This is a genomic window from Streptomyces sp. NPDC016459 (genome assembly GCF_040632845.1).
In the GTDB taxonomy this organism is placed as follows: domain Bacteria; phylum Actinomycetota; class Actinomycetes; order Streptomycetales; family Streptomycetaceae; genus Streptomyces.
On sequence record NZ_JBEYCR010000003.1, the window covers coordinates 279888 to 300630 of the forward strand.

Genomic DNA, 20743 nt, shown 5'->3' on the forward strand with positions numbered 1-20743 from the left:
CCCCGGCGACGGGCCCCCGCGCCCCGGTGTCGCCCCCCCCGGCGCCCCAACGGCCGTCCTCCGCGTCTCAGCCCTTGCCGAGCAGGTCCGCCGGGAAGGCGCCCGCGCCGGACGCCGAGACGGCGAAGCCGCGGGCCAGTTCGGTGAGCCGTTCGACCCCGGCCGCGCCGAGGTGCTCGTACGGGGCGGCGTCCAGCCGGTCCGTGGTCTCCTCCACGTCCTCCCGCAGCCGGGCCCCGGCCTCGGTCAGCTCGCCGTCGGCGTCGAGCAGCCCGCGTCCGCGCAGCCGCTCGCCCGCCGCCTCCCAGTCGGCGCGCCGCCAGCCGCGGCTGCCGAGGAACCAGCGCGGGCTCATGGCCCTGCCGGTCGCCGTGTGGGAGACGACCGCCTCGATCGGGTCGAGGCCCAGGGTGAGCAGGGCCGCGAGGTGGCCGTCGCCCCGGTGCTCGCGCAGCAGGGTCGCGGCGTGCCAGTAGGCGAGGTGCGGGGCCTGCGGCACCGGCAGGTCGGCGTTGGCCGAGTAGAGCGGCCGGGCGTGCCGGGTGCAGGCCTCGGTGGCGCGCAGGGCCAGCTCCGCGGCCTCGGCCATCTCCGGGGACGCGATGGTCTCCGCGCCGAGGAGCCGGCGCAGGGTCGTGTCGGCGGCGCGCAGCCGGGCGTCGAGGACGGCCGCGGGAGAGGCGGTCTCCCAGACGGAGGGCAGGTGCCGGGCGAGCAGCTCGTGGTTGTAGTTGTAGAAGGTGGCGCCGACGGTGCCGGGGCCGACGGCGCCGAGCACCGCACTGCGCGCGGCGAGCCGTGCGGCGGAGGTGTCGGTGATGCCGAGCGCGCCGAGCTCGCGGTCGAGGTCGGGCGAGAAGTAGAGCGTGGTGTGCACCGTGTTGACCGCGTTGTGGCAGCGACGTCCGGCGCGCGGGGGGAGAGAGGTCGTCATGGACCCACGTTACCGACTGGTCGGTACGACGGGAACAGGGGGCGGCCGCCCGCGTCGCCCGATGGCAGGAAAGGTGGGATCCCCGTCGTTGCAGACGCTCCGGGACCCGCGAAGGATGGTGGGCATGACGCAGCGACCCGTTCTCGTCGTCCTCTTCGACGGTGCCCAGAGCCTCGACGTCACCGGCCCCTTCGAGGTGTTCGCCGGTGCCGGCCGGGCCGCCGGGGATCCCTCCGCGTACACGCTCCGCACGGCCTCCCTGGACGGCGGACCGGTCCGTACGCACAGCGGACTGCGTCTGCTCCCCGACAGCACCCTCGCCGAGGCGGTCGCCTCCAGCCCCCCGCACACCCTCGTCGTCCCCGGCGGCGAGGGCACCCGCGACCCGGACCCCGCCCTGATCGACTGGCTGCGCACCCACGCCCCGAGCGCCGGCCGTCTGGTCTCCGTCTGCACCGGGGCGCTGCTCCTCGCCGAGGCCGGGCTCCTCGACGGACACCGGGCGACGACCCACTGGGCCACCTGCGATCACCTCGCCCGCCACTACCCCGAGGTCGAGGTGGACCCGGACCCCATCTTCGTACGGGACGGCCGGCTCTCCACCTCCGCCGGGGTCACGGCCGGCATCGACCTGGCGCTCGCCCTGGTCGAGGAGGACCTCGGCCGGGACGTGGCCCTCACCGTCGCCCGCCATCTGGTCGTCTTCCTGCGCCGCCCCGGCAACCAGGCCCAGTTCAGCGCCCAGCTGTCCGCCCAGACCGCCCGCCGGGAGCCGCTGCGCGACCTCCAGCAGTGGATCACCGAGCACCCCGAGGCGGACCTCTCCGTCGACGCGCTCGCCGCCCGGGCCCGGCTCTCGCCCCGCCACTTCGCCCGCGCCTTCCACGCGGAGACCGGCACCCCGCCCGGCCGCTACGTCGACCGGGTCAGGCTCGAACACGCGCGCCGGCTCCTGGAGGACACCTCGCGCGGTGTCGAGGAGGTCGCCCGCGCCTCGGGCTACGGCACCCCCGAGGCGATGCGCCGCGCCTTCCTCAAAGCCCTGGGGACCGCCCCGGCGGAGTACCGCCGCCGCTTCCGCGCGGTCCCCGACCGACCGCCCGCCCACCGAAAGGGATGACCATGCAGATCGCCGTCCTGCTCTACGAGGGCTTCACGACCCTCGACGCCGTCGGCCCGTACGAACTGCTCGCCCGGCTGCCCGGAGCCGAGACCGTCTTCGTCGCCAAGGAGGCCGGCCCGATCAGGAACGACCAGGGCAGTCTCGCGCTCGTCGCCGACAAGAGCCTCGCCGAGGTCCCGCACCCGGACATCGTCCTCGTGCCCGGCGGGCCCGGCTCCCGGCAGGCCATGGACGACCCGGAGATCCAGGTCTGGCTCCGTACCGCGGACGGGACCAGCACCTGGACCACCTCGGTCTGCACGGGCTCCCTGATCCTGGGCGCCGCCGGGCTCCTGAGCGGCCGCCGCGCCACCACCCACTGGCTCGCCCACGAGGAGCTGAGGGTCCTCGGCGCCGAACCCACCGGGGAGCGGGTCGTCTTCGACGGCAAGTACGTCACGGCCGCCGGGGTCTCCTCCGGCATCGACATGGCCCTGCACCTGCTCGGCCGGATCGCGGGGGACGAGACCGCGCAGACGATCCAGCTGCTCACCGAGTACGACCCGCAGCCGCCGTACGACGCCGGCTCACCGGAGAAGGCCCCCGCCGCGATCGTCGCGCACTGGCGCGGACAGCCCGTCGATTCGCTCGCACGGGAGGACTGAGCCTCGGAGGCCGTGCGTGAGGCGGGGCGCTCAGGCTTCGTACGCGAGGGGACGCTCAGAGCCCGTACGTGAAGCGGGGCGCGCGGCGTTCCAGGAAGGCGGCGACCCCCTCCGCGGTGTCGCCGCTGCCGCGTGCCTGCGCGTCCCAGTGGGCGTCCCGGTCCTGGCGCCCGTCGGCGAACTCCTTGGCCGCCGCCTGCGTCAGGAGCGAGCGCGAGGCCAGCACCCGCGCGAACTCGGCCACCCGCTCGTCCAGTGCGCCCACCGGATGGAGCTCGTCCACGAACCCGGTCCGCAGCGCCCGTTCCGCGTCGATCAACTCGCCGGAGAAAAGCAGGTACTTGGCAGCCGAAGGGCCCACCAGGGCGGCGAGCCTGCGGGTCGAGGAGGACGGATAGACGATCCCGAGCTTCGACGGGGTGATCCCGAAGCGTGCTCCCTCCTCGGCGAACCGCAGGTCGCAGGCGGCGGCGAGCTGGCTGCCGCCCCCGACGCAGAAGCCCCGGACGGCGGCGAGGGTCGGCTTGGGGAAGGCCGCGAGGGCCTCCTCGGCCCGCACCGCGAGCGTCTGCTGCTCGTCCCCTGGCTCCCGCAGCCCCGAGATGTCCGCCCCGGCGCAGAAGGTGTCGCCCTCGCCGGTCACGACCAGGACCCGCACCGCGGGGTCGACGGCGAGCCGCGCCAGTACGCCGGGCAGCGCGCGCCACATGCCGGCGCTCATCGCGTTGCGCTTGGCGGGGTTGGCGATGACGAGGGTGGCGATCCCGTCCGTGACGCTGTCCTTCAGCTGCGGCTCCATGGGCCGGATGCTATCCGCCGCGGCCGAACGTACGATCAGGAAGGGGCCGTCCCGAGGAGGCACCGCATGGCCGAGGACGCCCACGAGACACACGAGGACCCGGACTCCCTCCGGGACATGGCACGCGAGGGGAAACGGCTCAACCGCAGCTTCGGCTGGCTCGCCGCACTCGGCATCCTGCTCGTCATCGGCGGAGTCGTCGGCCTGGTCTACACGGGCCTCGCCACCCTGACGTCGATGCTGCTCTTCGGCTGGCTGCTGCTGATCGGCGGCGCCGTGGGTCTGCTCCAGGCCATCCAGTCGCGGGGCACCAGCTACTTCTGGCTCGCCGTCGTGGTGGCCGCCCTGAACATCGCCGCCGGCCTCGTGGTGCTCCGCCACCCGGAGGGCTCGGCGGAGGCGCTGACGATGTTCGCCGCGCTGCTCTTCCTGACCGGTGGTGTCTTCCGGCTGGTCGGCAGTGTGGTGGTGCGCGGGCCGCAGTTCGGCTGGACCCTCCTCCAGGGAGCCTTCGGCCTGCTCCTCGGGTTGCTCGTCCTGTTCGACTGGCCGCACAGCAGCCGGTACGTCCTCGGGCTCTTCTTCTCGCTCGCACTGCTCTTCGACGGGCTCGGCCTCATCGCGATCGGCGTCGGCGGGCGGAGGATCGTCAGCCTGGTGACCCCCACCCCGACCCCGGCCCCACCCTCAACCCCGACCTCGCCCACGGCTCCGGAATCGTCAGAAAGTGCAACTGACCAGTCGAGTAACTGACATGGGCATACTCAAACGATCGGAAAGTGGCCGATACGTGTCGACTTCTGGTCAGTAGGCCGGTCGACCCCCGCACATTGCCAAGACTCGATCCGTGGCGAGAATCGAGCACGAGGGTGGGAACCGTACCGTGGAGACCCACGGCGGTGGCCCCGCCCGGCACCCGTCCTACGAAGGAGTCTGGCGCTTCACCGCTGCCGCGGTCGACGTCTCCGTCCCGCAGGCCCGGCACGCCGTACGCGACCTGCTGGTCCGCCAGGCTGTCCCCGTCCATGAGGAGATCATGGACGGACTGCTGCTGATCGTCTCCGAGCTGGTCACCAACGCCGTCCGGCACGCGGCGCTGCTGTCGCCGGAGATAGCGGTCGAGGTGGCCATCGGCCCCGAATGGGTCCGGGTGTCCGTCGAGGACAGCCACCCGTACCGCCCGAAGGCCCTGGAGGCGGACTACGGGCAGACCGGTGGCCGTGGACTGCTGCTTGTCCGCGAGGTCGCCCAGGAGTCCGGCGGCGCCTGCGACGTCGAGCACACCGCGAGCGGCGGCAAGATCATCTGGGCGGCACTGCCCCTGGCCCCGATGGCACCGGGGCCGGAGGCCGTGATCCACCAGCCGGTCGTCACCAGCCCCCGGACGGACCCGTCAGTTCCCTGACGGACGGCCGCGCCGCGTCGAGCACCGTCATGAACCAGGCGGAGAACGGCGCGGCGGCGTGGCGCTCGGCCAGCTCGGCGGCGGTCACGAAGGCGGTGTCACCGACCTCCTCCGGGTCCGGCCGCAGTTCGGCCTGCACCAGACCGACGAAGAGGTGGTTGAACTCCTGCTCCACCAGACCCGAGGCCGGGTCCGGGTGGTTGTAGCGGACGGTGCCCGCCTCCGCGAGCAGCGTGGGCGAGACGCCCAGCTCCTCGAAGGTCCGCCGGGCGGCCGCCGTGAACGGCGCCTCGCCCGGGTAGGGGTGGCCGCAGCAGGTGTTCGACCAGACGCCGGGGGAGTGGTACTTGCCGAGCGCCCGGCGCTGGATCAGCAGCCGGCCCGACTCGTCGAAGAGGAAGACCGAGAAGGCGCGGTGGAGCAGCCCCGGCGCCTGGTGCGCGGCGAGCTTCTCGGCCGTGCCGATCGTCGTCCCGTCCTCGTCGACCAGTTCGAGCAGGATCGGAGCCGGGACTCCGGACGGCTGGACACCGTTCGACGTGATCTCCGGCGAGATCTGAGCCGCGGTGGCTGGTGTGGTCGGCATACCCATCCTTCGCATCGGTCCTCGGCCCGGTGGGGCCACCACAGTCTGCCGCACAAAAGCGGCTTGTCCGCACTTCGGCGGCCGGACGCGGCCGCTCCCGCCGCACCGGAGTACCACCGGTGCGGCGGGAGGGGAGGGGCGACGCGAGCGGCTGGACCCCGAAAGCCGCCGGACAGGCGATCGTGCCCGAGGGAACGGGGACGGAGTCGTCCAGGACGAGTGCCGTCATCGCTCGTCCGGAACCTCGAAACCTGGCCTGATCCCCTATGCGGACGCACGTACGAACCCCAACCCGCAGGATCGTCCTCGGCGGTCTCCGCGCGGGTGAGTCAGCGAGGATCCGTGGGCCGCAGGACGAATCCGGCGTACCCGTAGTCGGAGCCGTGCTCGCGCCGCAGCGCGATCTCGGCGCGCGCCCCGGCCACGGCCTCGGCCATGCCCGGCACACCGGTGTCCGCGGCCTCGGCGCGTACGGCCAGGGGACCGTAGTACTCGTCCCAGTCGCTGTCGGGCTGGATGAAGGTCCCGAGGACCCGGTAGCCGGCCTCGACCGCCGCCCGGGCGTTCTCGGTGACGGTACGGAGCGGGTAGTGCTCCTCCCAGAAGGCGCGGGGCACCGGGTCCGGCTCCCCGGTGGTCCAGACGCACTCGGTGAGCACCAGCGTGCCCCCGGGCGCCAGCAGCCTGCGCCACTCGGCGAGCGCCCGGTCGAAGCCGAGGACGAAGACCGAGCTCTCGGCCCAGACCAGGTCGAAGGAGCCGTCGGGGAACGGCACCGCGCCCATGTCGGCGCGGAGGGTGCGGATCGAGCCGTCGAGCCCGTGGGCGGCGGCGGACTCCCGCAGCTCCGCGAGGAACGGCTCGTGGGTGTCGACGGCGGTCACCTCCGCGCCCGCCTCGGCGGCCAGGAGCAGCGCGGAACGGCCGGGGCCGCAGCCCAGGTCGAGCACGCGCGGACGCTCCGGAAACCCCCCGCCGCGCCCCTCGGGAGACCCGCACGCGAGCGTGAGGAGTCGACGGGTCGTGGTGTCGGAGCCGGGACCCTGCCGCGGGAGACCGTGGTGCAGGGCGAAGAAGGAGTCGTGCATGGCGTTGTCGGACAACGTGGGAAACCCTTTGTGTGAGGGCCCCGGCCGACGACGTGACGGACCGGTGGAAACCGGGATCAGGTCAGCCGGAGACCCGGAGGCCGAGGGAGGACCGGGCGCTGCCGCTGCGGGCAGCCTTCATCGCGACGGTCATCAACCTCAGCTCCTCTCACCACACGTTCGTACGAAAAGACTAACAGGCGCAGGTGATCCGGGGCCTCACAGGCAGAGCTTCGCCTCGTGCTCCGCGTGCCCCACCGGCTCCAGCTGGAAGGTGCAGTGCTCCACGTCGAAGTGCGAGCCCAGGCACCCCTGGAGCGAGTGCAGCATCTTCTCGTGGCCGACCGAGTCCAGCGCGCCCTGGTCCACGACCACGTGCGCCGAGAGCACGGGCATCCCCGAGGTGATCGTCCAGGCGTGCAGGTCGTGCACGTCCTCGACCCCCGGCAGGGCCAGGATGTGCGCCCGTACCTCGGCCATGTCGACGCCCTTGGGTGCCGCCTCCAGGAGCACGTCCAGGGTCTCGCGCAGCAGTTTGACCGTCCGGGGGACGATCATGAGGCCGATGACGATCGAGGCGATCGGGTCGGCGTACTGCCAGCCGGTGGCCAGGATGATGCCGGCCGCGATGATCACGGTGACCGAGCCGAGCGCGTCCGCCAGCACCTCCAGGTACGCCCCGCGCACATTGAGGCTGTCCTTCTGGCCCCGCATGAGCAGCGACAGCGAGATCACGTTGGCGACCAGACCGATCGCCGCGAACGTGATCGTGAGACCGCCCTTGGTCTCGGCCGGCTCGACGAACCGCTGGACCGCCTCGTACAGCACGTAGCCGCCGACTCCGAGCAGCAGCAGACAGTTGGCGAGCGCCGCGAGTATCTCGGCCCGCGCGTACCCGAAGGTGCGGTTCCCCGAGGGAGGCCGGTTGGCGAAGTGGATCGCGAGCAGCGCCATCGCGAGGCCGACCGCGTCGGTCGCCATGTGCGCCGCGTCGGCGATCAGGGCCAGCGAGTCCGCGAGCAGACCGCCGATGATCTCGATCACCATCACGGAGAGCGTGATGCCGAGTGCGATCCGCAGTCGGTTCTTGTACGCGGCCCCCGCGGTGCCGGTCGGCGGCGGGCCGCCGTGGCTGTGCCCGTGGTCGTGTCCAGCCCCCATGGAAATGGCCTCCAGATCGTGTGGTCGCAGGTGCCCCGATCAGCCAGTCAACTACGGGTGGGGGGTATGCGCAACACGGCACTGAACACCGTTGTCATATGCTCTGATCTGCGGTGATGCGCGAACTGCGGAGTATGGCGCGAACCCGCCCCCGAAGGCTCTCGCGGCGCCGGTCGACCGTGGTTCGTCCGGCGGGCCTCCGATCACCCATGATGATCATCGCGGGGCGAGGCGCACCCGCGAGGACGCGGGTGGGCCCGGGGGAGTCCTGCCCGCGAAGCCTCGGTGAACTCACGCTCCGTTCATCCGATAGCCTCAGCCGACGTGCCGCCGCCCGGTGCCGGGCCGCACCGCCGCGCCCGGGGCCGCCATGGGCCCCGCCGGCCCCTCCGTCAGCTCCAAGGAGTGAGTTCGTCTGTCGACCGCCATCCTCACCGGCCCGCCGGCACCCGGATCCTCGCTCGACGGTGATCTGCGGTCGCTCGGCTTCGACGTCAAGGCAGCCTCCGGCGCCGACGAGGCCGCCGCCCTGCTGGCAGCCGTCCCGGCGGGTGAGCGCGTCGCGCTCGTCGACCCCCGGTTCGTCGGCCACCTGCACGCGCTGCGCCTCGCCCTCACCGACCCGCGGTTCCCCGCGGCCGCCGCCCCCGGCGCGCTCACCGCGCAGAGCGGGGCCCGCCCCGCGCTCAGCCGCGCGCTCAGGGACGCCACGGCCACCGACGACCTCCCCGGCACGCTCGCCGACGCCCTCGACGCCGACGGCGTCGCCGTGCACCGGCCCCAGCTCGGCACCCTCGTCGCCACCGTGCCCGCCGACCCGGAGGCCCGCCACGAGGCCCGCGCCGCCGTCGACGCCGTCGACGACGAGGCCGTACGCCTCCGCTCGGCCGTCAAGGCCCACGACGGCTTCTTCACCACCTTCTTCATCAGCCCGTACTCGCGCTACATCGCCCGCTGGTGCGCGCGCCGCGGACTGACCCCCAACCAGGTCACCACCGCCTCCCTGCTCACCGCCCTGATCGCGGCCGGCTGCGCGGCGACCGGCGAGCGCGGCGGCTACATCGCCGCCGGCGTCCTCCTCCTCGTCTCCTTCGTCCTGGACTGCACCGACGGGCAGCTCGCCCGGTACGCGCTGAAGTACTCGACGATGGGCGCCTGGCTCGACGCCACCTTCGACCGCGCCAAGGAATACGCCTTCTACGCGGGCCTCGCCCTCGGCGCCGCCCGCGACGGCGACGACGTGTGGGCCCTGGCGCTCGGCGCGATGATCCTCATGACCTGCCGGCACGTCGTGGACTTCTCGTTCAACGAGGCCAACCACGACGCCACGGCCAACACGAGCCCCACCGCCGCCCTCTCCGACCGGCTCGACAGCCTCGGCTGGACCGTCTGGGCCCGCCGCATGATCATCCTGCCGATCGGCGAGCGCTGGGCGATGATCGCCGTCCTCACCGCCGTCACCAGCCCCCGGGTCGTCTTCTGGGCGCTGATCATCGGCTGCGCCTTCGGTGCCTGCTACACCACGGCGGGCCGCGTCCTGCGCTCCCTGACACGCAAGGCGAGGAGGACCGACCGGGCCGCCCAGGCCCTCGCCGACCTCGCCGACTCCGGCCCGCTCGCCGGGATCGTCGCCCGCGCGCCGGCCCGCACCCGCCTCCTCGGCCCCGGCGTCGTCCTCGCCGCCATCGCGACCGCCGTGCTGCTCTCCACCGTCCTGGCCCGCCCCTTCGGGGACCGGCAGACCGTCGTCATCGCGGTCCTGTACGTGGTGCTCGCCGGCGCGGCCGTCTCCCGCCCCCTCAAGGGCGCCCTCGACTGGCTCGTACCGCCGCTCTTCCGCGCCGCCGAGTACACCACCGTCCTCGTCCTCGCCGCCCACTCCGGCTCCGCGCACGCCCTCCCGGCGGCGTTCGGGCTGGTCGCGGCGGTCGCCTACCATCACTACGACACGGTGTACCGCATTCGCGGGGGCACCGGCGCGCCGCCCGCCTGGCTGGCGCGCGTCACCGGCGGACACGAGGGGCGCACGCTCCTGGTGGCCGTCCTCGCCGCCCTGCTGGCGGACCGCGGCGACGACTTCACCCTGGCACTGACCGCCCTCGCGGTCGCCGTCGCGCTGGTGGTGCTCGTGGAGTCCGTCCGCTTCTGGGTCTCCTCCGGAGCACCCGCCGTTCACGACGAAGGAGAAACAGCATGATCGGTCTCGTACTGGCAGCCGGTGCCGGACGGCGTCTGCGCCCCTACACCGACACCCTTCCGAAGGCCCTCGTGCCCGTCGACGGCGAGACGACGATTCTCGACGGGACGCTGAAGAACTTCGCCGAGATCGGCCTCACCGAGGTCGCGATCGTCGTCGGCTACCGCAAGGAGGCCGTCTACGACCGCAAGGAGGCCCTGGAGGCGAAGTACGGCCTCAAGCTCACCCTCGTCGACAACGACAAGGCCGAGGAGTGGAACAACGCCTACTCCCTGTGGTGTGCCCGTGAGGTCCTCAAGCGGGGTGTGATCCTCGCCAACGGCGACACCGTCCACCCGGTCTCCGTCGAGGAGACCCTGCTCGCCGCCCGCGGCGACGGCAAGAAGATCATCCTCGCCCTCGACACGGTGAAGAACCTCGCCGACGAGGAGATGAAGGTCATCACCGCCGAGGGCAAGGGCGTCCAGCGCATCACCAAGCTCATGGACCCGGCCACCGCCACCGGCGAGTACATCGGCGTCACCCTCATCGAGGCCGAGGCCGCCGAGGAGCTCGCGGACGCCCTCAAGGCCACCTTCGAGCGCGACCCCGACCTGTACTACGAGGACGGCTACCAGGAGCTCGTCCACCGCGGCTTCACCGTCGACGTGGCCCCCATCGGCGACGTCAAGTGGGTCGAGATCGACAACCACGACGACCTCGCGAAGGGCCGTGAGATCGCGTGCCAGTACTGACTCGGCTGATCCCCTCGCCGGTCGTCGTCGACATCCGCAGGGGAGCGCTGGACGACCTGTCCGCGCTCCTCGCGGACCAGCGGATCTCCAGCAACGGCAAGATCGCCGTCGCCATCAGCGGCGGCTCGGGCCTCAAGCTGCGTGACCAGTTCGCCGCCGAGCTGCCGGGTGCCGACTGGTACCCGGTCGCGGGCGGCACCATCGACGAGGCCGTGAAGCTCGCCGACGCCATGCGCGGCAAGCGGTACGACGCCGTGGTCGCCCTCGGCGGCGGCAAGATCATCGACGTGACGAAGTACGCGGCGGCCCGGGTCGGGCTGCCGTTGGTGGCCATCGCCACCAACCTGTCGCACGACGGGATCTGCTCCCCGATCTCGACCCTGGACAACGACAACGGCCGGGGCTCCTACGGCGTGCCCACCCCGATCGCCCTCGTCATCGACCTGGACGTGATCAGGGAGGCGCCGGTCCGCTACGTCCGCTCCGGCATCGGCGACGCCGTCTCCAACATCTCCGCCATCGCGGACTGGGAGCTCTCCCACGAGGTGACGGGCGAGCCCGTCGACGGCCTCGCGGCCGCCATGGCCCGCAGCGCGGGCGAGGCCGTGCTCCGCCACCCCGGCGGCGTCGGCGACGACGACTTCCTCGTCTCCCTTTCCGAAGGCCTGGTGATGTCCGGCATCGCCATGTCGATCAGTGGCGACAGCCGCCCCTCCTCGGGCGCCTGCCACGAGATCAGCCACGCCTTCGACCTGCTCTTCCCGGCCCGCGCCGCCAGCCACGGCGAGCAGTGCGGCCTCGGAGCGGCCTTCGCCATGCACCTGCGCGGCGCCCGCGACGGGTCCGCGCAGATGGTGGAGACCCTCCGCCGGCACGGGTTGCCCGTCCGGCCGGAGGAGATGGGCTTCACCGTGGACGAGTTCGTACGGGCGGTGTCCTTCGCCCCGCAGACCCGACCGGGCCGCTTCACCATCCTCGAACACCTCGACCTGTCCGACGACGAGATCAGGGACGCGTACGCCGACTATGCAAAAGCCATCGGTAGCTGAGCTCCGACCGGTCGTCCACCCCCCCGGTGTGAAGGACCGGCGCAGCGGTGAGCACTGGGGCGGCCGCCTGTACATGCGGGAGATCTCGCTCCGGATCACCCGCCGGCTCGTCGGCACCCGGATCACGCCGAACCAGCTCACCTACGTCATGACCCTCGCGGGCGTCCTCGCGGCCCCGGCGCTGCTGGTGCCGGGGATCCCGGGCGCCCTGCTCGGCGCGCTCATGGTCCAGCTCTACCTGCTGCTCGACTGCGTCGACGGCGAGGTGGCCCGCTGGAAGAAGCAGTTCTCCCTCGGCGGGGTGTACCTGGACCGGGTCGGCGCGTACCTGTGCGACGCGGCCGTGCTCGTCGGCTTCGGCCTGCGCGCCGCCGACCTGTGGGGCTCCGGCCGGATCGACTGGCTGTGGGCCTTCCTCGGGACGCTCGCCGCCCTCGGCGCCATCCTGATCAAGGCCGAGACCGACCTCGTCGGTGTCGCCCGTCACCAGGGCGGTCTGCCGCCGGTCAAGGAGGCGGCGTCCGAGCCGCGCTCCTCCGGCATGGCGCTGGCCCGCAGGGCCGCGGCGGCGCTCAAGTTCCACCGGCTCGTCCTCGGCATCGAGGCCTCGCTCCTGATCGTGGTCCTGGCGATCGCGGACCAGGTCCGCGGCGACCTGTTCTTCTCCCGGGTCGGCGTCGCCGTCCTCGCCGGCATCGCGCTGCTCCAGACCGTGCTCCACCTCGTGTCGATCATGGTTTCCAGCAGGCTGAAGTGAGACCGTCCGCGGGCGCGCCGCTCAAGGTGGGAGCCGTCGTCATCACGATGGGCGACCGCCCCGACGAGCTGCGCGCGCTGATCGACTCGGTCGCCGCGCAGGAGGGCGACCGGGTCGAGGTCGTCGTCGTCGGGCAGGGCACCCCGGTCACCGGGGTGCCCGACTGGGTGCGGACCGTCGACCTCCCGGAGAACGTCGGCATCCCCGCCGGCCGGAACGTCGGCATCGAGGCCTTCGGCCCCGGCGGCACCGACGTCGACGTCCTGATGTTCCTCGACGACGACGGGCTGCTCGCGCACACGGACACCGCCGAACTGGTCCGGCAGGCCTTCACCGCCGACCCGCGCCTCGGCATCGTCACCTTCCGCATCGCCGACCCCGAGACCGGGCTCACCCAGCGCCGGCACGTGCCGCGACTGCGCGCGTCCGACCCGATGCGCTCCTCGCGGGTGACCACCTTCCTCGGTGGCGCCAACGCGGTCCGCACCAAGGTCTTCGCCGAAGTGGGCGTACTGCCGGGCGAGTTCTTCTACGCGCACGAGGAGACCGACCTCGCCTGGCGCGCGCTCGACGCCGACTGGATGATCGACTACCGTTCCGACATGGTGCTGTTGCACCCCACCACAGCCCCGTCCCGGCACGCCTCGTACCACTTCAACGTGGCCCGCAACCGAGTGTGGCTGGCACGTCGCAATCTGCCCGCGCCCCTGGTGCCGGTCTATCTCGGCGTCTGGCTCCTGCTCACCCTGGCCCGGCGGCCCCCGCTCCCCGCGCTGAAGGCGTGGTGCGGCGGTCTCCGCGAGGGCTGGACGACCCCCTGCGGACCGCGCCGCCCCATGAGGTGGCGTACGGTGTGGCGGCTGACCCGGCTGGGTCGCCCCCCGGTCGTCTGACATCGTGGTACCGACGTGCCGCGCATCTTGAACACGAAAGTTTCGACTGTGAGTGACACACACCAGGGCGGGGCGGTCGCGACGAGCGCGCCTCCGTCCGTCGACGAGGGCCTGGCTCCGGCCGCGCTGGCGGCGAAGTACGGCCTCTCCGTCAGTGGCGCCCGGCCCGGGCTGTTCGAGTACGTCCGTGAGCTGTGGAGCCGCCGCCACTTCATCCTGGCCTTCTCCTCTGCCAAGCTGACCGCGCAGTACAGCCAGGCCAAGCTGGGCCAGGTGTGGCAGGTGGCGACCCCGCTGCTGAACGCCCTGGTCTACTACCTGATCTTCGGGCTGATCCTGGGCGCGGGACAAGGGATGACCAAGGAGGTCTACATCCCCTTCCTGGTCACCGGCATCTTCGTGTTCACCTTCACCCAGAGCTCCGTGATGGCGGGCGTCCGGGCGATCTCGGGCAACCTCGGACTCGTCCGGGCCCTGCACTTCCCCCGCGCCACCCTGCCGATCTCCTTCTCGCTCCAGCAGCTCCAGCAGCTGCTGTTCTCGATGATCGTGCTCGTGGCGGTGGCGATCGCCTTCGGCAGCTACCCCTCGTTCCGCTGGCTCCTCGTGATCCCGGCGCTGCTCCTGCAGTTCGTGTTCAATGTGGGCCTCGCCATGATCGTGGCCAGGATGGGCTCCAAGACGCCCGACCTCGCCCAGCTGATGCCCTTCGTCATGCGGACCTGGATGTACGCGTCCGGCGTGATGTTCTCGATCCCGGTGATGCTCTCCGACAAGCCGGCCTGGATCGCCGACATCCTCATGTACAACCCGGCCGCCGTCTACATGGACCTGATCCGCTTCGCCCTCATCGACGGCTACAGCGCGCAGAACCTGCCGGACCACGTCTGGATGACCGCCCTCGGCTGGGCGCTGGTCTTCGGCATCGGCGGCTTCGTCTACTTCTGGAAGGCCGAGGAGAGGTACGGCCGTGGCTGACACCGACCGGAGCAACGTCCCCACCGTCATCTGCGACGAGGTCCACATCGTCTACCGCGTCAACGCCGGCGGCGGAGGCAAGGGCAGCGCCACCGCGGCGCTCAGCCGGATCGTCGGCCGCGGCAAGGCCGAGGTCTCCCGCGGCGTCCGCAAGGTCCACGCCGTCCGGGGTGTCACCTTCACCGCCTACCGCGGCGAGGCCATCGGCCTCATCGGTTCCAACGGCTCCGGCAAGTCGACGCTGCTGCGCGCCATCGCCGGTCTGCTGCCCACCGAGAGCGGCAAGGTCTACACCGACGGGCAGCCCTCGCTCCTCGGCGTCAACGCGGCCCTCATGAACGACCTCACCGGTGAGCGCAACGTGATCCTCGGCGGCCTCGCCATGGGCATGAGCCGCGAGGAGGTCCGCTCCCGCTACGAGGGCATCGTCGACTTCTCCGGCATCAACGAGAAGGGCGACTTCATCAGCCTGCCCATGCGGACGTACTCCTCCGGTATGGGTGCCAGGCTCCGCTTCGCCATCGCGGCGGCCAAGAACCACGACGTCCTCCTCATCGACGAGGCGCTGGCGACCGGTGACCGCAAGTTCCAGATCCGCTCCGAGGAGCGCATCCGCGAACTCCGCAAGGAGGCCGGCACGGTCTTCCTGGTGAGCCACAGCAACAAGTCCATCCGGGACACCTGCGACCGGGTGCTCTGGCTGGAGAAGGGGCAACTCCTGATGGACGGCCCCACGGACGAGGTCCTCAAGGCGTACGAGCGCGAGACCGCCCGCTGACCCCGAGTCCTTCCGAACCGCCCCCGCCGTCGTCGGCGGGGGCGGTTCCGGTTTCCGCGCGTCGTACCGGCGGCTGGAATGTTCATGCGGTTAACTTCGGGCAGGATGAGGCCATGGCAGCGTTCTCGGGGGGAAAGACCTACCACCACGGCGACCTGCGCAACGCGCTGATCTGCGCGGCCGTCGACCTCGCAACCGAGGGCGGCCCCGAGCGGGTCGTCCTGCGCGAGGCGGCCCGACGGGTCGGAGTCTCGCCCACCGCCGCCTACCGGCACTTCGACGGACGCGGTGAACTCCTGCGCGCCGTCAGGACCCACGCCCGGCGCCGCCTCGCCGACTCCATGGAGCGCGCCGCCGCCCGCGAGCCCGGCGCCGACGACCCCACCCTCGCGGCCGAACGCCGGGTCGCGGCCCTCTGCCGCGGATACGTCGGCTTCGCCCTCGACCAGCCCGGCCTCTACCGGGCCGCGTTCTGCGTCCCCCGCCCGGCGGGGACGGCCGGAGCGGCGGCGGAGCGGCAGCCCGCCGAGCCCGAGATCCGCGCGTTCACCCTGCTCGGGGAGGCGCTCGAGGCGCTCACCCGCCGCGGCACCGCCCGCCAGGGCGCCCGCGCCGTCAGTGGTGCCGCCGCGTGGTCGGCCGTGCACGGACTGTCACTTCTCCTGGTCGACGGCCCGCTTCGGCGCCTTCCCGTCCAGCGCAGGAACGCCGTCGTCGAGACGACGCTCGCCATGGTGGTCTCCGGCGCGCGCGCCCTCTGAGCCGCCTACCGCGCCGAACTCCCTTGCGATGTGCGGGGGTTGACGACTCGTACGAGTGAGCTTCCCGGCGCACGCCACCCCGGAACGGCGACGGAGGTCGTACGACGTAAGCTGGACCGGTCTGTTTCGCGGCAAGTAGGGCGATACCCCACGACCATCGGGCCTCCGGGTCACGGCTCTACGGGCAGGGGTCGGCGGCGTGTCCGAAATAGGATGGATTGGATCCGCAGTGTAGAACGGGAGACGTGACGGCCATGACGCAGAATCTCCAGCTCCACGAGGGTGTCGCCGTCCCTCCGTCGGGCAGTGACCTGTGACGGACACCCGGCAGGCGCGCCCCGACGCCTCCTCGCGCGCCACACTCGGCAAGGCCGCGGACGAGAACTTCCCCGTGGCCCCCTTCTTCCTGCCCCGGGCTTGGCGCGACGACCTCATGGCCGTCTACGGCTTCGCCCGCCTCGTCGACGACATCGGGGACGGCGACCTCGCCCCCGGCGGCGGCGACGCCCGCCACCTCGGCCTCGACCCCGGGACCGCCGAGGACCGGCTCGTCCTCCTCGACGCCTTCGAGGCCGACCTCCGCCGCGCCTTCGACGGCACCCCGCGCCACCCCCTCCTGCGCGGCCTCCAGCCGACCGTACGGCGCCACCGGCTCACCCCGGAGCCCTTCCTCGGCCTGATCGCGGCCAACCGGCAGGACCAGCAGGTCCGGCGCTACGAGACGTACGACGACCTCCTCGCGTACTGCGAGCTCTCCGCCAACCCCGTCGGCCGGCTCGTCCTCGCCATCACCGGCACCGAGACCCCCGAGCGGATCCGCCGCTCCGACGAGATCTGCACCGCCCTCCAGGTCGTCGAGCACCTCCAGGACGTCGCCGAGGACCTCGGCAACGACCGGATCTACCTGCCCGCCGAGGACCTCGAGCGGTTCCACGTCACCGAGGCCGACCTCGCACGCCCCGCCGCGGGCGCCTCCGTGCGCGCACTGATCGCCTTCGAGGCGGAGCGGGCCCGCGACCTGCTCCACGCGGGCACCCCGCTCGTCGGCAGCGTCCACGGCCGGCTCCGCCTCCTCCTCGCGGGATTCGCCGCCGGGGGGCTCGCCGCGCTCGACGCGATCACCGACGCCGGGTTCGACGTACTGAGCGGCGCACCGAAGTCCACCAAGCCGAGCCTGATGCGCCAGGTGGGAGCGGTCATGCTCCGGGCGCGGAGAGAGGGGTGAGCGCGACCGTGGAGGCACAGCCCCAGCCGTCCGCACCGGTACAGGCCGCCTACAGCTACTGCGAGACGGTCACCGGACAGCAGGCACGCAACTTCGCCTACGGGATCCGGCTGCTGCCGACCGGGAAGCGCCAGGCCATGTCCGCGTTGTACGCCTTCTCCCGGCGCGTCGACGACATCGGCGACGGCACCCTCGCGTCCGAGGTCAAGCGGGAGCGCCTGGAGGCCACCCGCGCGCTGCTCGACCGGGTCCGCGCCGGTGAGGTCGACGAGGACGACACCGATCCCGTCGCCGTCGCCCTCGCCGACTCGGCCCGCCGTTTCCCGCTCCCGCTCGACGGCCTCGACGAACTCATCGACGGCGTCCTCATGGACGTGCACGGTGCGACCTTCGAGACCTGGGACGACCTCAAGGTCTACTGCCGCTGCGTCGCGGGGGCGATCGGCCGGCTCTCGCTCGGCGTCTTCGGCACCCAGCCCGGCGCCCGGGGCGCCGACCGCGCCCCCGAGTACGCCGACACCCTGGGCCTCGCGCTCCAACTCACCAACATCCTCAGGGACGTACGCGAGGACGCGGGCAACGGGCGCACGTACCTGCCCGCCGACGACCTCGCCAAGTTCGGCTGCGGAGACGGCTTCCGCGGCGACACACCGCCCGCCGGCTCCGACTTCGAGGGCCTCATCCACTTCGAAGTGCGGCGCGCCCGTGCCCTGTTCGCCGAGGGCTACCAACTGCTGCCCATGCTCGACCGGCGCAGCGGCGCCTGTGTCGCCGCCATGGCCGGCATCTACCGCCGTCTGCTCGACCGGATCGAACGCGACCCCGGGGCCGTGCTGCGCGGCCGTGTCTCGCTGCCCGGCCGGGAGAAGGCGTACGTCGCCGTCCGCGGCCTCTCCGGCCTCGACACCCGTCACATCGCCCGGCGCGGTGTCAGGGGGCATGCCTGATGAGCCCGCACACCCCCCACCGCCGGGCAACCCCGGGCGCCGCCTCGGCGTCCCTCTGCGCGACGACCCGAGCGGAGGCCGAGTGACCCACGACGGAACCGAGCAGAACGCCCGGCGGCCCCACGCCGTCGTCGTCGGCGGCGGGCTCGCCGGGATCACCGCCGCGCTCCGGCTGGCCGAGGCGGGCGTCGACGTCACCCTCATCGAAGGGCGGCCCCGGCTCGGCGGCCTTGCCTTCTCCTTCCGCCGCGGTGACCTCACCGTCGACAACGGCCAGCACGTCTACCTGCGCTGCTGCACCGCGTACCGCTGGTTCCTCGGCCGGGTCGACGGAGCCAGGCTCGCGCCCCTCCAGGACCGTCTCGACGTCCCCGTCCTCGACGTCGGCCACCCGCGCGGTCCCCGCCTCGGCCGGATCCGCCGCGACGACCTCCCCGTACCGCTGCACCTCGCCCGCAGCCTCGCCACGTACCCGCACCTCTCCCTCGCCGAGCGTGCCTCCGTCGGCCGGGCCGCGCTCGCCCTGAAGAAACTCGACCCCGCCGACCCCGCGCTCGACGGCATCGACTTCGCCACCTGGCTCGGACGGCACGGACAGTCCCCCCGGGCCATCGAGGCCCTCTGGGACCTGGTCGGCGTCCCCACCCTCAACGCCCCCGCCCCGCAGGCCTCCATGGGACTCGCCGCGATGGTCTTCAAGACCGGGCTCCTGTCCGAGCCCGGTGCCGCCGACATCGGCTGGGCCCACGTCCCGCTCGGCGAACTCCACGACACCCGCGCCGCGAAGGAGCTCGACGCCCTCGGCGTCCGCACCCTGCTCCGCACCAAGGCCGAGCGGATCGCCCGTACCGACGACGGCCGCTGGACCGTCGACGTACCCGGCGAGACGCTCACGGCAGACGCCGTCGTCCTCGCGGTACCCCAGCAGGAGACCCACGGTCTGCTGCCCGACGGCGCACTCGACGACCCCGACCGGCTCCTCGACATCGCCACCGCCCCCATCCTCAACCTCCACGTCGTCTACGACCGCAAGGTCCTCAAGCGGCCCTTCTTCACCACGCTCGGATCCCCGGTGCAGTGGGTCTTCGACCGCACCGACTCCTCCGGGCTCACCGGCGGCGGCCAGTACCTCGCCGTCTCCCAGTCCGCCGCCCAGGACGAGATCGACGAACCCGTCGCGGCCCTGCGCGCGAAGTACCTCCCCGAGCTGGAACGGCTGCTGCCCGCCGCCCGCGGCGCCGGCATCCGCGACTTCTTCGTCACCAGGGAGCGGACGGCCACGTTCGCCCCCACCCCGGGCGTCGGCCGGCTCCGCCCCGGCGCCCGCACCCAGGCCCCGGGGCTCTACCTGGCCGGCGCCTGGACCGCCACCGGCTGGCCCGCGACCATGGAGGGTGCCGTCCGCAGCGGATTCAGCGCGGCGGGCGCCGCGCTCTCCGCCCTCGGCCGCCGCCATGACCATCCGCTTCAGGAGGCGGTATGAGTGTGAGTACCGGAACAAGAGGAGAGACCGTGCCGACTGTGCCGCCGGGTAATCCGGCCGTCGACACCGCGGACGTGACCGCACTGCTGGAGCGGGGGCGGACCCTGTCCACCCCCGTACTGCGGGCGGCCGTCGACCGCCTCGCACCACCCATGGACACCGTGGCCGCCTACCACTTCGGCTGGATCGACGCCCAGGGCAACCCCGCCGACGGCGACGGCGGCAAGGCCGTCCGCCCCGCGCTCGCCCTGCTGTCGGCCGAGGTCGCGGGCGCCCCGCCCGAGGTCGGCGTCCCCGGCGCCGTCGCCGTGGAGCTCGTCCACAACTTCTCGCTGCTGCACGACGACCTGATGGACGGCGACGAGCAGCGCCGCCACCGCGACACCGTGTGGAAGGTGCACGGCCCCGCGCAGGCCATCCTCGTCGGCGACGCCCTGTTCGCCCTCGCCAACGAGCTGCTCCTCGAACTCGGCACCGTCGAGGCCGGCCGGGCCACCCGCAGGCTCACCACGGCCTCCCGCAAGCTCATCGACGGGCAGGCCCAGGACATCTCGTACGAGCACCGGGAACGGGTCACCGTCGAGGAGTGCCTGGAGATGGAGGGCAACAAGACGGGCGCCCTGCTCGCCTGCGCCGTCTCCATCGGCGCCGTGCTCGGCGGCGCCGACGACCGCACCGCCGACAAGCTGGAGGAGTACGGCTACCACCTCGGCCTCGCCTTCCAGGCCGTCGACGACCTGCTCGGCATCTGGGGCGACCCCGGGGCCACCGGCAAGCAGACCTGGAGCGACCTGCGCCAGCGCAAGAAGTCCCTGCCGGTCGTCGCCGCCCTCGCCGCCGGCGGCGAGGCCTCGGAGCGGCTCGGCGAACTGCTCGCGGCGGACGCCAAGTCCAACGACTTCGACACCTTCTCCGAGGAGGAGTTCGCTTTCCGGGCGGCCCTCATCGAGGAGGCCGGGGGGCGCGAGTGGACCTCCCAGGAGGCCCGCCGCCAGCACGCCGTCGCGATCGAGGCCCTGCACGAGGTGGACATGCCCGCCCGCGTCCGGGCGCAGCTCACCGCGCTGGCCGACTTCGTGGTCGTACGGAAGAGATGATCACCATCACCCTGATATGAGTTCGCGGTCGCCGGCCGGTGCCCTTCGGCGCCGGCCGACGGCAGACCCGTAGAGCAGATGAAACCGACTGCGTAAAGGGGAAG

21 protein-coding genes are annotated in these 20743 nt (G+C 72.5%); 16 read left to right on the forward strand and 5 right to left on the reverse strand.

Going from position 1 to position 20743, the window contains the following annotated elements; translation table 11 throughout:
• Positions 1-67: 67 nt before the first annotated feature.
• A complete protein-coding gene (locus tag ABZ567_RS11470) occupies positions 68-934 on the reverse strand; it encodes a hypothetical protein (protein ID WP_360787089.1) in 867 nt (288 codons plus the stop codon).
• Between the two features lie 124 nt (positions 935-1058).
• On the opposite strand from ABZ567_RS11470, the gene ABZ567_RS11475 reads away from it, so the two are divergent.
• Both ABZ567_RS11475 and ABZ567_RS11480 read left to right on the forward strand, forming a co-directional pair.
• Positions 1059-2054, forward strand: a complete 996-nt coding sequence (locus ABZ567_RS11475; protein WP_360787092.1) for a DJ-1/PfpI family protein — start codon at positions 1059-1061, stop codon at positions 2052-2054.
• A 2-nt stretch (positions 2055-2056) separates the two neighbouring features.
• The gene (locus ABZ567_RS11480) at positions 2057-2701 is read left to right on the forward strand and encodes a DJ-1/PfpI family protein (protein ID WP_360787095.1); all 645 of its coding nucleotides are present in this window, start codon (positions 2057-2059) and stop codon (positions 2699-2701) included.
• Positions 2702-2756: 55 nt separating this feature from the next.
• On the opposite strand, the gene ABZ567_RS11485 is transcribed toward ABZ567_RS11480, so the two are convergent.
• Positions 2757-3500, reverse strand: a complete 744-nt coding sequence (locus tag ABZ567_RS11485; RefSeq protein ID WP_360787098.1) for an enoyl-CoA hydratase/isomerase family protein — start codon at positions 3498-3500, stop codon at positions 2757-2759.
• 66 nt (positions 3501-3566) lie between these two features.
• Here ABZ567_RS11485 and ABZ567_RS11490 point away from each other — a divergent pair, with 66 nt between their 5' ends.
• Positions 3567-4253: a DUF308 domain-containing protein gene (locus ABZ567_RS11490; RefSeq protein WP_360787100.1), complete on the forward strand. Its 687-nt coding sequence runs from the start codon at positions 3567-3569 to the stop codon at positions 4251-4253.
• A 130-nt stretch (positions 4254-4383) separates the two neighbouring features.
• Positions 4384-4905: an ATP-binding protein gene (locus ABZ567_RS11495; protein ID WP_360787625.1), complete on the forward strand. Its 522-nt coding sequence runs from the start codon at positions 4384-4386 to the stop codon at positions 4903-4905.
• Here the strand turns inward: ABZ567_RS11495 and idi are convergent.
• From idi to ABZ567_RS11510, 3 genes are all read right to left on the reverse strand, one after another.
• Entirely contained in the window at positions 4871-5491 is a 621-nt protein-coding gene (gene idi / locus ABZ567_RS11500; RefSeq protein ID WP_360787103.1) for an isopentenyl-diphosphate Delta-isomerase, read from the reverse strand. The two genes, ABZ567_RS11495 and idi, sit on opposite strands and share 35 nt — an antisense overlap.
• Before the next feature lie 329 nt (positions 5492-5820).
• Positions 5821-6594 carry a class I SAM-dependent methyltransferase gene (locus ABZ567_RS11505; RefSeq protein ID WP_360787106.1) on the reverse strand — a complete coding sequence of 258 codons (774 nt, stop codon included), beginning with the start codon at positions 6592-6594 and terminating at the stop codon, positions 5821-5823.
• 204 nt (positions 6595-6798) lie between these two features.
• Positions 6799-7740, reverse strand: coding sequence for a cation diffusion facilitator family transporter (locus ABZ567_RS11510; protein ID WP_360787108.1), 942 nt, complete (start codon positions 7738-7740; stop codon positions 6799-6801).
• A 415-nt stretch (positions 7741-8155) separates the two neighbouring features.
• Here ABZ567_RS11510 and ABZ567_RS11515 point away from each other — a divergent pair, with 415 nt between their 5' ends.
• The 12 genes from ABZ567_RS11515 to ABZ567_RS11570 all read left to right on the forward strand — a co-directional run bounded on the left by ABZ567_RS11515 (position 8156) and on the right by ABZ567_RS11570 (position 20639).
• Positions 8156-9937 carry a DUF5941 domain-containing protein gene (locus ABZ567_RS11515; protein ID WP_360787628.1) on the forward strand — a complete coding sequence of 594 codons (1782 nt, stop codon included), beginning with the start codon at positions 8156-8158 and terminating at the stop codon, positions 9935-9937.
• Positions 9934-10671 carry a phosphocholine cytidylyltransferase family protein gene (locus ABZ567_RS11520; protein WP_360787111.1) on the forward strand — a complete coding sequence of 246 codons (738 nt, stop codon included), beginning with the start codon at positions 9934-9936 and terminating at the stop codon, positions 10669-10671. The genes ABZ567_RS11515 and ABZ567_RS11520 overlap by 4 nt, the downstream gene beginning before the upstream one ends.
• On the forward strand, positions 10659-11720 hold the full coding sequence (locus ABZ567_RS11525) for an iron-containing alcohol dehydrogenase family protein (protein ID WP_360787113.1): 1062 nt from the start codon (positions 10659-10661) through the stop codon (positions 11718-11720). The genes ABZ567_RS11520 and ABZ567_RS11525 overlap by 13 nt, the downstream gene beginning before the upstream one ends.
• Positions 11698-12477: a CDP-alcohol phosphatidyltransferase family protein gene (locus tag ABZ567_RS11530; RefSeq protein WP_360787116.1), complete on the forward strand. Its 780-nt coding sequence runs from the start codon at positions 11698-11700 to the stop codon at positions 12475-12477. Before ABZ567_RS11525 ends, ABZ567_RS11530 begins: the two co-directional genes overlap by 23 nt.
• Positions 12478-12524: 47 nt before the next feature.
• The gene (locus ABZ567_RS11535; protein WP_360787631.1) at positions 12525-13370 is read left to right on the forward strand and encodes a glycosyltransferase; all 846 of its coding nucleotides are present in this window, start codon (positions 12525-12527) and stop codon (positions 13368-13370) included.
• A 48-nt stretch (positions 13371-13418) separates the two neighbouring features.
• Positions 13419-14348, forward strand: coding sequence for an ABC transporter permease (locus ABZ567_RS11540; RefSeq protein WP_360787119.1), 930 nt, complete (start codon positions 13419-13421; stop codon positions 14346-14348).
• The gene (locus ABZ567_RS11545) at positions 14341-15126 is read left to right on the forward strand and encodes an ABC transporter ATP-binding protein (protein ID WP_360787121.1); all 786 of its coding nucleotides are present in this window, start codon (positions 14341-14343) and stop codon (positions 15124-15126) included. The genes ABZ567_RS11540 and ABZ567_RS11545 overlap by 8 nt, the downstream gene beginning before the upstream one ends.
• Before the next feature lie 113 nt (positions 15127-15239).
• Positions 15240-15887, forward strand: a complete 648-nt coding sequence (locus tag ABZ567_RS11550; RefSeq protein WP_360787124.1) for a TetR/AcrR family transcriptional regulator — start codon at positions 15240-15242, stop codon at positions 15885-15887.
• A gap of 313 nt (positions 15888-16200) precedes the next feature.
• On the forward strand, positions 16201-17112 hold the full coding sequence (hpnC, locus tag ABZ567_RS11555; protein ID WP_360787126.1) for a squalene synthase HpnC: 912 nt from the start codon (positions 16201-16203) through the stop codon (positions 17110-17112).
• Positions 17109-18059: a presqualene diphosphate synthase HpnD gene (gene hpnD / locus ABZ567_RS11560; RefSeq protein WP_360787128.1), complete on the forward strand. Its 951-nt coding sequence runs from the start codon at positions 17109-17111 to the stop codon at positions 18057-18059. Before hpnC ends, hpnD begins: the two co-directional genes overlap by 4 nt.
• A gap of 82 nt (positions 18060-18141) precedes the next feature.
• On the forward strand, positions 18142-19542 hold the full coding sequence (gene hpnE, locus ABZ567_RS11565; RefSeq protein WP_360787130.1) for a hydroxysqualene dehydroxylase HpnE: 1401 nt from the start codon (positions 18142-18144) through the stop codon (positions 19540-19542).
• Positions 19539-20639 (forward strand): polyprenyl synthetase family protein, encoded by a 1101-nt coding sequence (locus ABZ567_RS11570; protein ID WP_360787133.1) that lies wholly within the window; start codon positions 19539-19541, stop codon positions 20637-20639. Before hpnE ends, ABZ567_RS11570 begins: the two co-directional genes overlap by 4 nt.
• The last annotated feature ends 104 nt before the right edge of the window (positions 20640-20743 follow it).